The organism is Gracilibacillus saliphilus (assembly GCF_010994085.1).
GTDB classification, from domain to species: domain Bacteria; phylum Bacillota; class Bacilli; order Bacillales; family Amphibacillaceae; genus Gracilibacillus; species Gracilibacillus lacisalsi.
Map to the genome: position 1 here is coordinate 42,264 of NZ_WJEB01000040.1, position 14,794 is coordinate 57,057.

Sequence of the window (14,794 nt, forward strand, 5' to 3'; positions counted from 1 at the left end):
TGACCAATAATAGGAGGAAAATGTATGAAAACGGGGACACTTAAACAAATTCTTTTAATTACGGATGGTTGCTCGAACCAAGGAGAAGATCCGGCACTAGTAGCTAGTTTAGTAGCCGAACAAGGAATTACAGTTAATGTTATTGGCATATTAGAAGATGATCATACAGAACAACCAGAGGGATTGGAAGAAGTAGAAGAAATCTCTGAAAACGGCCAAGGGGTTAGTCAAATTGTTTATCAGGATGCATTAGCACAGACCGTTCAAACTGTGACCAAACAAGCGATGACGGAAACGTTGCAAGGTGTTGTGAATAATGAATTAAAGCAAATCTTAGGTAGTGAAAAAACAATGGAAGAATTACCTCCAGATCAGCGTGGGGAGGTAATGGAAGTAGTGGACGAACTAGGAGAGACTTGTGATTTAGAGGTATTAGTACTCGTTGATACAAGTGCTAGTATGACCAATAAACTACCAACTGTTCAAGAAGCTCTTATTGATCTTTCCATTAGTATGAATGCAAGAATTGGGCGAAGCCGTTTTGCTGTATATCAATTCCCGGGACGGAAGAAGCCGATTCAACAATTAGTAGATTGGACATCGAAACTAGATTCCATCACTTCTATTTTTGCCAAAATATCAAGCGGTGGTATTACACCGACTGGGCCTGCTTTAAAAGAAGCCATGTATCAATTTGGTAAGAAGACGTTACGAAGGAGATTTACGCGCGATGATTACACAGACATCGAAGAAGCCTGATATTCAGTTAAGAAAAGGACAAATTGTCAAAGGTAAATGGCACCGTCATCATTATCATGTCGTAAAAAAACTGGGGAGTGGTGCGATAGGATCTGTTTATCTTTGTGTACACGAAAACAAACAAGTAGCACTGAAAATCAGTAAACAAAGTGCTTCTGTTAGTTCTGAAGTAAACGTATTGAAGTCCTTCCAAGCGGTTCAAGGTTATCACCTTGGACCTTCTTTGATAGATGTGGATGATTATCAGGCTCATAATGGCTTTACCTATTCTTTTTATGTAATGGAATATATATCTGGTGAGTCGTTACATGATTTTATGCGAAGAAATGGTCATGAATGGTTAGTATCTCTTTTGATCAAATTTGCTAATGATTTACACGTATTACATCAGCAAGGGTATGTATTTGGTGATTTAAAGATAGAAAATTTAATTGTATCACGCAAGCCCGTTCAATTAAGATGGGTTGATGTTGGTGGAACAACCTTACAGGGTAGAGCAATTAAAGAGTATACTGAATTCTATGATCGTGCGTATTGGCAATGCGGTTCACGAAAAGCTGACCCAGGCTACGATCTCTTTGCGTTAGCAATGGTAATTTTGCGTGTCTATTATCCAAATGGTTTTACAAAAGGAACTAATCCTAAAAAAACGTTACAACAGAAAATCAATCAGGCAGTGACAATCGATCCATTGAGAAAATTATTACTGATGCTCATTAATAATTCTATAACCGAGGCAGAACAGATAAAAGATTATTTGTTAAATTATTTTATTCATCAGAAGTCGAAACGAGATAAGAGAAGACAGCATCAAAAAGCAAAAAGCTCTCATGAAGCATTATATCCTTTTCTTGAAATAGGTAGTATATTAACCATTGGAGGTGCCTGTTATCTTTATGTTACATTTTTTATGTGATAAAAAGATTTTATCATTCATATTATGTTAAAATAATGTAAACAAGATTGGATGGGGTGGTGGTGTTTGAGTAGAACAACCCTTTATGATAAATTAACGCCATTTATGAAGAGACATCACTTATTACATAAGCATGCCAAAGTATTAGTAGGTGTTTCAGGTGGCGCAGATTCCTTGCTATTACTACACTATTTAGTAAGCTTGCAGAAACTTTGGGATGTACAAGTTACGGTAGTTTCTATCGATCATGGTTTGCGTGGGGAAGAGTCTGCGGCAGATGTTCAATACGTTGAACAGATTTGTGAGCAATTAGGCGTCCCTTTTATAGGGAAAGAGGTAAATGTGAACAGGAGAAAAGCAATACATAAAGAAGGGACACAATTAGCGGCCCGTACTTTGCGTTATCAAGTATTTAAACAGGTTATGAAAGAAACAGGTTCTGACCTTTTAGCTTTGGCACATCATGGTGATGACCAGGTAGAAACCGTATTAATGCGAATAGTACGTCAGTCTAATCCTGCTGCTTTAACTGGTATCCCAGTAAAAAGAAAATTCGCAAATGGATACATCATTAGGCCTTTATTATGTTTATCTAAGAATGAAATTTACCAATATTGCCGAGAGCTCGAGATCGTAGCTAGGGAGGATCCTTCGAACCAATCTATCGATTATACACGCAATTTTTTCCGGTTACATGTTTTACCGTTGCTCAAGCAACAAGACCGTCACGTCCACCTTCATGTGCAGGAAATGACAGAGCGTATGACGGAGGACGAGGAATTTCTTCAAGCACAAACTAAAGCAATGTGGCATGATGTCATAACATGTGAAAAAGACACGGTGTTTTTTAATATTAAAGCTTTTCGATCTTACCCGATAGCTTTACAAAGACGAGCCTTTCATCTAATATTAAACTATCTTTATCAAGAAGTACCAACAGATTTATCTACACAACATGAAAAAGCTTTTTTTGCATTATTAGATCAAGAAAAGAGTAATGTTACTTTAGATTTCCCAAAATCCTTAAAAGTAACAAAAAACTACCAAGAATTGCGTTTCCACTTTCTCTCCCAAGTCGAAAAGGAATGGAAAGTCCATCAATTCATAAAGGTTCCCGGTGAAATGCTATTACCGAATGGAGCCATCCTGACAGCCACATATACCTCTGGAGATATTCAGGAAGATAATTATACTTTACATATCCCGATTGAATGTGAATCATTATTACCACTTAGTATGAGAGTGAGAATGCCAGGGGACCGTATCAAAGTGAGAGGATTAAATGGTCGGAAGAAAGTAAAAGATATATTTATTGATGAGAAAATTCCGGTTTATTTAAGAGATAGCTGGCCGCTTATCTTTGGTGCAGACGGATCTTTGCTTTGGATTGTTGGTTTAAGGAAAGCGGAAATAGTAAATGAAGGTTCTGTTGGGAAATATATTTCATTAACATATACGGATTCAAATGAATAGGAGGCAGCAAGATGCATGATGAGATAAAGGAAATATTAATTTCCGAAGAGCAAATACAAACGAAATGTCAAGAACTTGGTGAACAGTTAACCAAAGAATATGATGGCAGGTTTCCACTAGCGGTTGGTGTGTTGAAAGGTGCATTACCTTTTATGTCGGATATTTTACGTGCGATTGATACACACCTAGAAATGGATTTTATGGATGTTTCAAGTTACGGGAATGAAATGCGTTCCACTGGTGAAGTTAAAATCGTGAAAGATTTAGACACAAAGGTAGAGGGTCGTGATATTTTAATTATTGAAGATATTATTGATAGTGGTCTAACACTCAGTTATCTAGTTGATTTATTTAAGTATCGTCAGGCAAATTCAATTAAAATTGTCACATTATTAGATAAACCTGAAGGAAGAACTGTTGATATTAAAGCAGATGTGGTAGGTTTTGAAGTGCCAAATGAATTTGTGGTGGGTTATGGATTAGATTATCAAGAGAAATATCGAAACTTACCATATATCGGTATTTTAAAGCCAGAAGTTTATGGTGGAGAAGAATAATTAAAATCAAACAACGGTCAGTTGTAATTAGTTGTCATAAAGTCTTGCAATATGATACTATTTACTATAGTTTTCTCGTTTCGGGAGGAGGTAGGCAATGAATCGGATTATACGTAATGTGATCCTCTATTTCGTAATCTTTTTAGTTGTGATAGGGATCATATCAGTATTCAGCAGCCAAAACAACCAGGCTGAAGAATTAAAAGTAAACGAATTTATGCAAGCATTGGAAAATAACCAAATCAAAGAAATGGAAATGCGCCCTTCCAATGGTGTAATACGTGTGGTAGGGGAATTAGAGCAAGATGATAAACCCTTTATGACTAATATCCTAGATACTCCTGGTATCATTGAACAAGTTGAAGATACCGCTAAAGATCAAGGGATATTAACAATTGAGGAAGAGGAACAACCGAGTGGATGGGTTACGTTCTTAACGACCATGATTCCATTTGTTATTATATTCATCCTGTTTTTCTTCTTGCTTAACCAGGCTCAAGGCGGTGGTAGCCGTGTCATGAACTTTGGTAAGAGTAAGGCGAAAATGTACAGTGAAGAGAAGAAAAAAGTTCGTTTCAGAGATGTTGCTGGTGCGGATGAAGAAAAGCAGGAATTAGTAGAAGTAGTTGACTTCTTAAAAGACCCACGTAAATTCTCTGCTATTGGTGCAAAAATACCAAAAGGGGTTTTACTAGTAGGACCTCCTGGTACAGGTAAAACATTACTTGCTAGAGCTGTTGCAGGTGAAGCAGGAGTTCCGTTCTTCTCTATAAGTGGTTCGGATTTCGTGGAGATGTTTGTGGGTGTTGGTGCATCCCGTGTACGTGATTTATTCGAAAATGCGAAGAAAAATGCACCATGTATCATCTTTATAGACGAGATTGATGCAGTAGGTCGTCAACGTGGTGCTGGTGTAGGTGGCGGTCACGATGAACGTGAACAAACCTTAAACCAATTACTCGTTGAAATGGATGGTTTCGGTGAGAATGAAGGAATTATCATTATCGCTGCAACTAACAGACCAGATATTTTAGACCCTGCGTTATTACGTCCAGGACGTTTTGACCGTCAAATTACCGTAGATCGTCCAGACTTAAAAGGTCGTCAAGACGTATTAGGTGTTCACGCACGTAATAAACCATTAGCAGAAGATGTTGATTTGAAGACAATCGCTATGCGTACACCAGGATTTTCAGGTGCAGACCTTGAAAACCTCTTAAATGAAGCAGCACTTGTTGCAGCACGACATGATAAAGAGAAAATCGATATGGAATCAGTAGATGAAGCAATTGACCGTGTCATCGCTGGGCCTGCTAAGAAAAGTAGGGTTATTTCAGAAAAAGAACGCAATATTGTTGCTTATCATGAAAGTGGACATACGATTATTGGTATGGTGCTAGATGATGCTGACATGGTACATAAGGTAACGATTGTACCTCGTGGTCAAGCAGGTGGTTATGCCGTAATGCTTCCGCGTGAAGATCGCTATTTTATGACGAAACCAGAATTGTTTGATAAGATTACCGGGTTATTAGGTGGTCGTGTAGCTGAAGAAATCATCTTTGGCGAAGTAAGTACTGGTGCTCATAATGATTTCCAGCGTGCAACCGGAATTGCTCGTAAGATGGTTATGGAGTACGGTATGAGTGATAAGATTGGACCTCTGCAATTTGGAAGTGGTGGAGGGCAAGTTTTCTTAGGTCGCGATATGCAAAATGAGCAAAACTACAGTGATGCGATTGCATATGAAATCGATCAGGAAATCCAAAACTTCATCCAAGAATGTTATAACAGAGCAAAACAAATTCTCACAGAAAATCGTGACAAGTTAGAACTTGTAGCGAAGACTCTACTAGAGGTTGAGACATTAGATGCTGGTCAGATTAAAGGCCTGTTTGAAGATGGTAAACTTCCAGATCCAGTAGTTTCTGAACAAGATGGTAAAGAAAAACCATCTCCAACAGAAACGGATGATACAAAAGAAGATGATAACAAGTCATCTGACTTTAAAGTAAATATTCAACCGAAGGAAGAAGAAGAAAGCTATTTTGACCAGGATTCCAAAAGCTATTTCGACCAAGACAAATCAACTGAAGAGTCCGACGATAAAGATAAACAATAAAACGAAAAGCAGTTCCTACTAAAAAGGAACTGCTTTTTTACGCTTCAAGAAACAGAATAAATAAACTGCGAAGTAACGTAGGATATGGAAAAGAGATATCCCCGGAAGCGCCGATCTGTTCCGAGGAAAAAGGCTTCTCTTTCAGGGAAAACATCTTCTCTTCCGAGGATAAACGACTATATCCAGGGAAGAGAAGGGCATATCCCTGGAACAGCAAAGGATATCCAGGGAAGGGAAAGAGGTATCCTCGGAAGAGAAAGAGATATCCCCGGAAGAGAAGTCCTGTTAACTTTGTAACTAAGCTACTTCACAGTTTGTATCTACTGTGTATTAGTTATTATTTCAGGGCTTCTTTTATTTTTGGATTGAAATATTTGTGCTTTCCCAAGTGTATGGTATAACTAGTGTGGGTTAGGACTTACAACCATAAAACTTGCGACTTGTTGCTTGCAAGCTATACAATATAAAAATAAGTAAACAATTTTTTTGGATATTTTGGAGGATATTATGATCTTTGTATTAGATGTTGGTAACACAAACACTGTATTAGGAGTGTTTAATGACGGCCAATTAACATATCAATGGCGCATGCAAACGGACAAAAACAAAACAGAAGACGAATATGCCATGTTTATTAAATCGTTATTAGGACATGAAGGATTAAATTTTTCTGACATTAACGGTATTGTCATTTCATCTGTAGTCCCACCGATTTTATTTGCCCTTCAGCGTATGGCAGACAAATATTTCCATTGTAATCCCATGATAATTGGGGATGAAAAAGTGAATCCATACTTAAAAATGAAGTACCCTAATCCTAAAGAGTTAGGTGCTGATCGTGTTGTCAACGCGGTAGGTGTCATTAAAGAATATGGTTCCCCGAGTATCATTATTGATTTCGGGACGGCTACGACCTATTGTTACATCAATGAAGCAGATGAATATGTCAGTGGTGTTATCACCCCGGGCATTAATATTTCTTTAGAAGCTCTATACCAGAATGCTGCCAAGTTGCCGAAAATAGAAGTGAAAAAGCCAAGTAAGGTTTTAGGGCAATCAACGGTAGAAGCAATGCAATCTGGTGTTTACTTTGGGTACGTCGGTCAAGTAGATGCTGTCGTTAACCGGATAAAAAAAGAGGTTGGAGGATCACCAAAAGTGATCGCCACAGGAGGTTTAGCAACATTAATTGCCAAAGACTCCTCTGTAATTGATATCGTCGACCCTTATCTAACCTTAAAAGGTTTGTACGAAATATACCAAAAGAATGAGCAAGATTTTGCGTAAAGAAAGGACGTTTATAAATGAGTGATTATTTATTAAAAGCAACAGCATTCGGCGGAGATGTAAGAGCCTACGCAATCCGTTCAACAGATACAGTAGAAGAAGCACGAGTTCGCCAAGATACATGGGCAACTGCTTCGGCTGCACTTGGAAGAACACTTTCCATTTCCACGATGTTAGGTGCGATGCTGAAAGGTGAAGACAAGCTGACGGTAAAAGTCGAAGGAAACGGTCCAATGGGAGCAATTATTGCGGATGCAAATGCTAAAGGGGAAGTACGTGGCTATGTCGGAAACCCACATGTCGATTTTGAATCAAATGCACAAGGGAAATTGGATGTAAGAAGAGCAGTTGGAACGGAGGGAACATTAAGCATTGTAAAAGATTTAGGCCTAAAAAATCATTTTACTGGTCAAGTTCCCATTGTATCTGGAGAAATAAGTGAAGATTTCACCTATTACTTAGCTAATTCTGAGCAGGTTCCATCAGCGGTAGGAGCAGGAGTTTTAGTCAATCCAGATCATAGTATTTTAGCTGCTGGAGGATTTATTGTACAAATGATGCCGGGAGCATCAGAAGAAACCATTGCTCAAATTGAGGAAAAGGTTGCCAATGTTCCACCTATTTCAAAGTTGATCCAAGATGGGAAACAGCCAGATGAGATATTAGAGTTGTTATTAGGTGAAGGAAATCTAAAGGTTCATGAGCGTTTACCAGTACAATTTTCTTGCCCTTGTTCAAAAGAAAGACTGGAAACAGCAATCCAAAGTTTAGGAAACGAAGAGATTGATTCGATGATTAGGGAAGATCATGGTGCTACGGCTTCTTGCCATTTTTGTAATGAAACATACAAATTTACGATCGATGAGTTGCGGGCATTGAAGACAGAGTAATAGGGGGAGTAATAGTTGAGGGTATCACGTCTGGTATTATGGTCTATTATATTACTATTGCTCATAACAAATATTACAACCATTTTTATCTTTTCAGGACAAAACAGCTCAGATGAATTTGTAGTATTAGATGAGAATCCGGTGGATCGTAATCAACCTTTAGCAGAAATTGGGGATGAGGAAGTTTTATATCAAGATTGGATGAGCGAATTAATAGAGCAATATGGCGAATCCGTTTTACATGATTTAATTGATAAGGAAGTTGTTTTTCAGTTAGCAGAGGATAAAGACCTTGAGGTTCATTCGAAAATAATCGACCGAGAATTATCGAGAATGATGGTAATGCAAGGATTGTTATCTGAAGAGGAAAAGGAGAAAAAAATTGAAAAATGGACCGAGCAAATAAAATATCGTTATTATCTACAACAACTTTTAAGTGAAGATGTTAGTGTTTCTGAAGCAGAAATAGAAGAGTATTATCAATTTTATCAAAACCAATACCAGTTTGATGATATGGTCCAGTTGTCTCATATTCTTGTTTCGACACAACAAGAAGCAGAATATGTGATGGCGAGGTTGGATGATGGCGAACCTTTCAATGAGGTTGCAAAAGATTTGTCCATTGATGAGGAAAGCGGAACGGATGGAGGATATTTAGGGTTTTATTCTGAGACAAGCAGTTTTATACCAAGGGAATACTATGACACAGCGATTTCATTAGAAGCGGGGACATATAGTGAACCAATATTGGTGAATAACGGATATGCTATTATCTTCCATCATCAACATCTCCCTGCTATTGAATTGAACTATGATGAAGTGTATGAGGAAGTACGTCAAGATATTGCCTTAGATCAATTACAGTCTGAAGTAGATGCTTCAGCTCTTTGGGATCAAATAGAAGTAGAATTAAACTATAAAAATGAAAAAAATTAACAGACGCTTTCCATTTTATGGGTTGACATTGTATACCGTTTCATGTACATTGTATATAAAACCAATAATTTTACTTGGATTTGAGGAGGAACTGGAATGAAAGTAGCTCAAAATGTTGCGGAATTGATTGGAAATACACCGATTGTGAAATTAAATCGCACAGCGGATCCTGAAGGTGCAGAGATTTATCTGAAGTTGGAATTTATGAACCCTGGTAGCTCTGTTAAAGATCGTATCGCACTAGCGATGGTTGAGGCGGCAGAAGAAGAGGGTGTTTTAAAAGACGGAGACACCATCATTGAACCAACTAGTGGTAATACTGGTATTGGTCTAGCATTAGTTGCCGCTATTAAAGGTTATAAAGCGATTTTAGTAATGCCTGATACCATGAGTATGGAAAGACGTAATCTATTAAGAGCTTATGGTGCAGAGTTAGTATTAACACCAGGTGCAGAAGGTATGAAAGGTGCAATCGCGAAAGCGACAGAATTACAAAAAGAAAATGGCTACTTCATGCCCCAGCAGTTTAATAACGTAGCAAACCCTGCTGTTCATGCTCGTACGACTGGTAAAGAAATTGTCGAGCAAATGGGCGATCAACTAGATGCATTTGTTTCGGGTATTGGAACTGGTGGAACAATCACTGGTGCAGGTAAAGTATTGAAGGATCAGTACAAGGATATTAAAATCTATGCGGTAGAACCAACTGATTCAGCTATATTATCTGGAGGTAAACCGGGTCCTCACAAAATTCAAGGAATCGGTGCAGGGTTTGTACCAGAAGTTCTTGATACAGATGTTTATGATGAAGTGATTACTGTATCTAATGATCAAGCCTATGAAACAGCTAGAGAGGCAGCTCGCAAAGACGGCGTACTAGGTGGTGTATCTTCAGGTGCTGCTATTTACGCTGCTAAACAAGTAGCACAAAAACTTGGCAAAGGCAAAAAAGTCCTTGCAGTTCTTCCAAGTAACGGAGAACGCTATCTATCAACCCCTCTTTATCAATTTGACGAAGAATAAACAACAAGGCAATTTAATAAAGAGAATAAATAAGCACAAACCCCGTTTCAGTTCATGTTGAAACGGGGTTTTATTTTGCATAATCATCGCAGTATACATAAACTGCGAAGTAACTTGCATGGATTTGCTCTTTTCCATTCTGCATTTTGATGAATGCTCCAGTACGCTTCGGCAGAATACTGCGCTTTCCGTGGGCGCGGCTTCAGCTAACTTGGTGAAGAAAGACACTTCACCAAGTGGATCTTCAGCTCTCGCTGTCCCACAGGAGTCTCCGTATTCTGCCTACGCTATTTTGGTTCTCTGATTATAGAAAGAAATGAACTCATGGAACTAAACTTTTCTGTTTAATTACAGTACTTATAGCGCTGTGAAAACCGTTTTAGTATAGTCGTACCCTACGCTACATATGGTGGAGAAATCGACTGGCTGATTACGGATAAGTGTTGTGGAGCATATCTTAACGAAGGCCGCCCACTTCCACTCCTGTGGGAACTGTTTGACCTGAAGATCCACTTTTTCGAGCGGTTTTGGCTCGAAAAAGTTAGCTGAAGGGCAAACCCCGCGGAAAGGGAAGTGGGCAGCCGGAGTGGCGGTTATGATCAGGATATATGTCAAAATTACTTCATAGGTGACTGTGCATTTAGTTTCGAACAAACAGTTTTCGCTACTTCGCAGTTTGTATCTAATGAATAAAACATTCTGATATCTGGTGGGTATCGCAATGTGTATTTTACTATTGGATAAATATAGCGCTAGTAGTAGAGAATATTTTTCAACAGACCTAAACTTTCTATGTTTATTTGTGGTATAATATTTTGTTATGAATAGATTATAGAATTCGTTTCGTGAGGACGGGGTATCATGGAAAAGTGGTTACGAACAAAAATGAAAGACTATTATTACCCAGAGAAAACATTAGTAATGGGTATCTTAAATGTTACACCAGATTCTTTTTCTGATGGAGGAAAATATAATAATATCCAAGCAGCCATCCGCCAGGCTAAAAAAATGGAAGAACAAGGCGCTGATATCATCGATATTGGTGGTGAATCTACAAGACCCGGTCACACACCAGTATCTGAAAAGGATGAAATAGACCGAGTCATTCCTGTGATTAGAGCACTCGTTGATGAAATCAATATACCCATTTCCATTGATACATGGAAAGCTAAGGTAGCAAAGCTATCAATAGAAGCAGGTGCGTCGATTATTAATGATGTCTGGGGTGCCAAGAAAGAACCGGATATCGCAAAAGTGGCAGCAGAATTGGATGTTCCCATTATACTTATGCATAATCGCGAAAACCCAAGATATGATGAACTGATGGAAGATGTATTATCTGATTTAAAAGAAAGTATCCAAATTGCGTTAGATGCCGGAGTGAAAAGAGACCAAATTATTCTCGACCCGGGCATTGGATTTGCTAAGACATATGAAGAAAATATTCAAGTCATGAAGGGAATGGATCGACTTCGAGAATTAGATTATCCTGTTTTACTAGGAACCTCCCGTAAGTCCATTATTGCCAAAACTTTGAATTTGCCAGTGGATGAGCGGGATGAAGGAACTGGGGCAACTGTATGCTACGGTTTGACAAAGGGTTGTGAAATAGTTCGTGTCCATAATGTCGAGATGCATGTAAGAATGGCTAAGATGATGGACAAGCTGATTGGTAAGGGTGGTGCATAAGATGGATAAAATATACCTTAATCAAATGACTTTTTATGGGTTTCACGGTGTATTTCCTGAAGAAAAGAAGCTAGGGCAACGCTTTTTAGTAGATGTAGTATTGGAAGCAGATTTGAAACAGGCAGGTCAATCAGATGATCTTCAGTATTCCATTGATTACGGGCTCGTGTATCAATTGACCAAGCAAATCGTTGAAGGAAGATCTAAAAATTTAATTGAAGCAGTAGCTGAAGAGGTTGCAGAGACACTTTTATCCAAGTTTGATCCATTACAAGCTTGTAATGTCAAGGTAATGAAACCTGACCCTCCTATTCCTGGTCATTATCAGTCGGTTGCTGTTGAAATTTATAGGGAGAAATCTTTATGAGAAAAGTATATATAGCGCTTGGATCTAATATCGAACCAAGATTAACTTATTTAAATAAAGCTATGGAACAATTAGCTGTACATGATAAAATAGAACTCAAAGATCAATCTTCAATATATGAAACAGACCCTGTTGGTTTTGTAGAACAAGATCAATTTTTGAATATGGTGATTGAAGTTGAAACAGATTTAGATCCTAATTCTCTGTTGAACGTTTGCCAAAGTATCGAACAGAATCTGGGTAGAAAACGGGAAGTAAAATGGGGACCGAGGACAATTGATCTTGACATTTTAGTATATAATCAAGAAAATATAGAAACAGAGCGATTAATTTTACCACATCCAAGATTACATGAACGAGCATTTGTTTTAATACCATTAGCAGAAATAAATCCATTTTTGTATATTGCATATTTGGATAAGAATATAACGGAATTATTAGCAATTGTACCTGCAGAAGATAAAGAAGGTGTAGTCAAATGGCAACCAATAGATGGGGTAAGAGAATCAAAGCATTTCGGAAGTTGAAAGGTTATACGCAAATTGAATTTGCAGATGAACTTGGAATATCGGTTTCGCAATTAGGAGAAATTGAAAGAGGTAAAAGAATTCCTACTGACGATCATTTAAAATATATTGCAGCTAAGCTCGATATTTCATTAGAAGAGTTGCAACCTAAAATAGAAGAAAATGAAGAGAAACGGTATGTAGAACACAGATGATATTATCATCCGTACTCAGGTTGTATTAGCACCAATGGCTAGTTGGTATTTAAAAGGAAATGGTAAAGTACGTAATTAACGAGACAGAGTCGAAGAACTTGATGAACTGTTATATGACTTTGTAGAACAACAAGCAAGAGTTTCCTGAGTGTGTAAACATTGACACAGACAAGTTCCTTTTCTATACTAATCATGAACGAATGTGATACTGCCAGTGTGATGCTGGCAGTTTTTTGATATATATTACATAAATTATTAATTATTGAGGTGAACGAAAATGAGCGAAGAACTGAATGAACACATGCGCGTACGTTTGGATAAAATGAACAGTTACCGTGAACAAGGGATTGATCCGTTTGGTGATAAATTTGTTCGTACACATTTGGCAGAAGAGTTAAAAGAACAATATGATCAGTTCTCTAAAGAGGAATTAGAAGAAAAGGCAATTGAAACGACAGTGGCAGGTCGAATTATGACGAAACGCGGTAAAGGAAAAGCTGGTTTTTCACATATTCAGGATTTAAGCGGCCAAATCCAATTATATGTACGGAAAGATAGAATTGGAGAGGAAGCTTATGAAATCTTCAAATCAGCAGACTTAGGAGATATTGTGGGTGTTACAGGTACAGTATTCAAAACAAATGTAGGGGAACTCTCAGTTAAAGCAAACGAATTTACAATGCTAACGAAATCTCTACGTCCTTTACCAGAAAAGTTCCACGGTTTAAAAGATGTAGAACAACGTTATCGCCAACGGTACTTAGACTTAATTACTAATATGGAAAGTAAAAATACGTTTGTTCTTCGCAGTAAGATCATTCAGTCTATGCGACGCTACTTAGATGAGAGAGGTTTTTTGGAGGTAGAAACTCCAATGATGCATGGTATTGCAGGTGGTGCATCAGCACGTCCGTTTGAAACACACCATAATGCGCTCGATATTCCATTATATATGCGTATTGCCATTGAGTTGCATCTAAAACGATTGATTATAGGTGGTATGGAAAAAGTATATGAAATTGGCCGTGTATTCCGTAATGAAGGGGTATCTACTCGCCACAATCCGGAATTTACTATGATTGAATTGTACGAAGCATACGTAGATTATCATGATATTATGGAGCTGGTTGAAAACTTGGTGTCTCATATCGCTGAAGAAGTAACCGGATCTACAACAATTACTTATGGAGATTATGAGGTTGATTTAGCACCAAAATGGACAAGGCTTCATATGGTAGATGCGATAAAAGAACATACAGGTGTTGACTTCTGGAAAGAGATGACGGATGAAGAAGCAAAAGCTTTAGCGAAAGAAAACGGGGTAGAAGTAGAAGATGCGATGACATTTGGACATGTTGTTAATGAATTTTTTGAACAGAAGGTAGAAGAGAAACTAATCCAACCAACGTTTGTGTACGGTCACCCTGTGGCAATATCTCCTTTAGCTAAGAAGAATAAAGAAGATGAACGTTTCACAGATCGTTTTGAACTGTTTATTGTTGGACGTGAGCATGCAAATGCATTCTCGGAGTTAAATGATCCAATTGATCAGAGAGAAAGATTTGAAGCACAAGTTAAAGAAAAAGAGCAAGGTAATGATGAAGCACATGAAATGGATGACGATTTCTTGGAAGCACTAGAATATGGTATGCCTCCAACAGGTGGTTTAGGTATAGGTATTGATCGATTAGTTATGCTGTTAACTAACTCACCATCGATTAGAGATGTTTTACTTTTTCCTCAAATGCGTAATAAATAATAGTATGGAAGAACCTTGATCGTCTAGGTCAAGGTTCTTTTCATGGGAGTAATTAAGATAGAAGATGACTTATTTAAAAAAAGTGAAAAAAGTTGTTGACTTTAAATCTTACTACGTGTTATATTATTAATCGTCGCTGAAAACGACATGACAAAAAACATCCATCACAACTTAAAATACAACTTGAAATTTTAAAAAAAGGTTGTTGACATAATGTGAGTGAGATGATATGATATAAAAGCTGTCGCAAAAAAAGACAGCAAGCCTTGATCTTTGAAAACTGAACAAAACAACC

14 protein-coding genes are annotated in these 14,794 nt (G+C 37.8%); all 14 read left to right on the forward strand.

Annotation, left to right across the window (positions count from 1 at the left end):
- The first annotated feature begins 24 nt into the window (after positions 1–24).
- The 14 genes from GHT08_RS19200 to lysS all read left to right on the forward strand — a co-directional run bounded on the left by GHT08_RS19200 (position 25) and on the right by lysS (position 14,499).
- Positions 25–759: a vWA domain-containing protein gene (locus GHT08_RS19200; protein ID WP_163583009.1), complete on the forward strand. Its 735-nt coding sequence runs from the start codon at positions 25–27 to the stop codon at positions 757–759.
- Positions 731–1,675 carry a serine/threonine protein kinase gene (locus tag GHT08_RS19205; RefSeq protein WP_163583010.1) on the forward strand — a complete coding sequence of 315 codons (945 nt, stop codon included), beginning with the start codon at positions 731–733 and terminating at the stop codon, positions 1,673–1,675. Before GHT08_RS19200 ends, GHT08_RS19205 begins: the two co-directional genes overlap by 29 nt.
- Before the next feature lie 66 nt (positions 1,676–1,741).
- Complete coding sequence (gene tilS, locus GHT08_RS19210; RefSeq protein WP_163583011.1) at positions 1,742–3,148, forward strand: tRNA lysidine(34) synthetase TilS; 1,407 nt, start codon at positions 1,742–1,744, stop codon at positions 3,146–3,148.
- An 11-nt stretch (positions 3,149–3,159) separates the two neighbouring features.
- Complete coding sequence (gene hpt / locus GHT08_RS19215; protein ID WP_163583012.1) at positions 3,160–3,705, forward strand: hypoxanthine phosphoribosyltransferase; 546 nt, start codon at positions 3,160–3,162, stop codon at positions 3,703–3,705.
- Positions 3,706–3,802: 97 nt separating this feature from the next.
- A complete protein-coding gene (gene ftsH / locus GHT08_RS19220) occupies positions 3,803–5,827 on the forward strand; it encodes an ATP-dependent zinc metalloprotease FtsH (RefSeq protein ID WP_163583013.1) in 2,025 nt (674 codons plus the stop codon).
- A 507-nt stretch (positions 5,828–6,334) separates the two neighbouring features.
- Positions 6,335–7,114, forward strand: coding sequence for a type III pantothenate kinase (locus tag GHT08_RS19230; RefSeq protein WP_163583015.1), 780 nt, complete (start codon positions 6,335–6,337; stop codon positions 7,112–7,114).
- 17 nt (positions 7,115–7,131) lie between these two features.
- Entirely contained in the window at positions 7,132–8,004 is an 873-nt protein-coding gene (gene hslO, locus GHT08_RS19235) for an Hsp33 family molecular chaperone HslO (RefSeq protein ID WP_018934265.1), read from the forward strand.
- Between the two features lie 15 nt (positions 8,005–8,019).
- Complete coding sequence (locus GHT08_RS19240) at positions 8,020–8,940, forward strand: peptidyl-prolyl cis-trans isomerase (protein ID WP_163583016.1); 921 nt, start codon at positions 8,020–8,022, stop codon at positions 8,938–8,940.
- Positions 8,941–9,036: 96 nt separating this feature from the next.
- Positions 9,037–9,963: a cysteine synthase A gene (gene cysK, locus GHT08_RS19245; protein ID WP_163583017.1), complete on the forward strand. Its 927-nt coding sequence runs from the start codon at positions 9,037–9,039 to the stop codon at positions 9,961–9,963.
- An 861-nt stretch (positions 9,964–10,824) separates the two neighbouring features.
- Positions 10,825–11,652, forward strand: coding sequence for a dihydropteroate synthase (gene folP / locus GHT08_RS19250; RefSeq protein ID WP_163583018.1), 828 nt, complete (start codon positions 10,825–10,827; stop codon positions 11,650–11,652).
- Between the two features lies 1 nt (position 11,653).
- A complete protein-coding gene (folB, locus tag GHT08_RS19255) occupies positions 11,654–12,019 on the forward strand; it encodes a dihydroneopterin aldolase (protein ID WP_163583019.1) in 366 nt (121 codons plus the stop codon).
- Positions 12,016–12,546: a 2-amino-4-hydroxy-6-hydroxymethyldihydropteridine diphosphokinase gene (folK, locus tag GHT08_RS19260; protein ID WP_163583020.1), complete on the forward strand. Its 531-nt coding sequence runs from the start codon at positions 12,016–12,018 to the stop codon at positions 12,544–12,546. The genes folB and folK overlap by 4 nt, the downstream gene beginning before the upstream one ends.
- Positions 12,498–12,740, forward strand: a complete 243-nt coding sequence (locus tag GHT08_RS19265) for a helix-turn-helix domain-containing protein (protein ID WP_163583021.1) — start codon at positions 12,498–12,500, stop codon at positions 12,738–12,740. Before folK ends, GHT08_RS19265 begins: the two co-directional genes overlap by 49 nt.
- Positions 12,741–13,017: 277 nt before the next feature.
- Positions 13,018–14,499, forward strand: coding sequence for a lysine--tRNA ligase (gene lysS / locus GHT08_RS19270; protein WP_163583022.1), 1,482 nt, complete (start codon positions 13,018–13,020; stop codon positions 14,497–14,499).
- Positions 14,500–14,794: the final 295 nt, after the last annotated feature.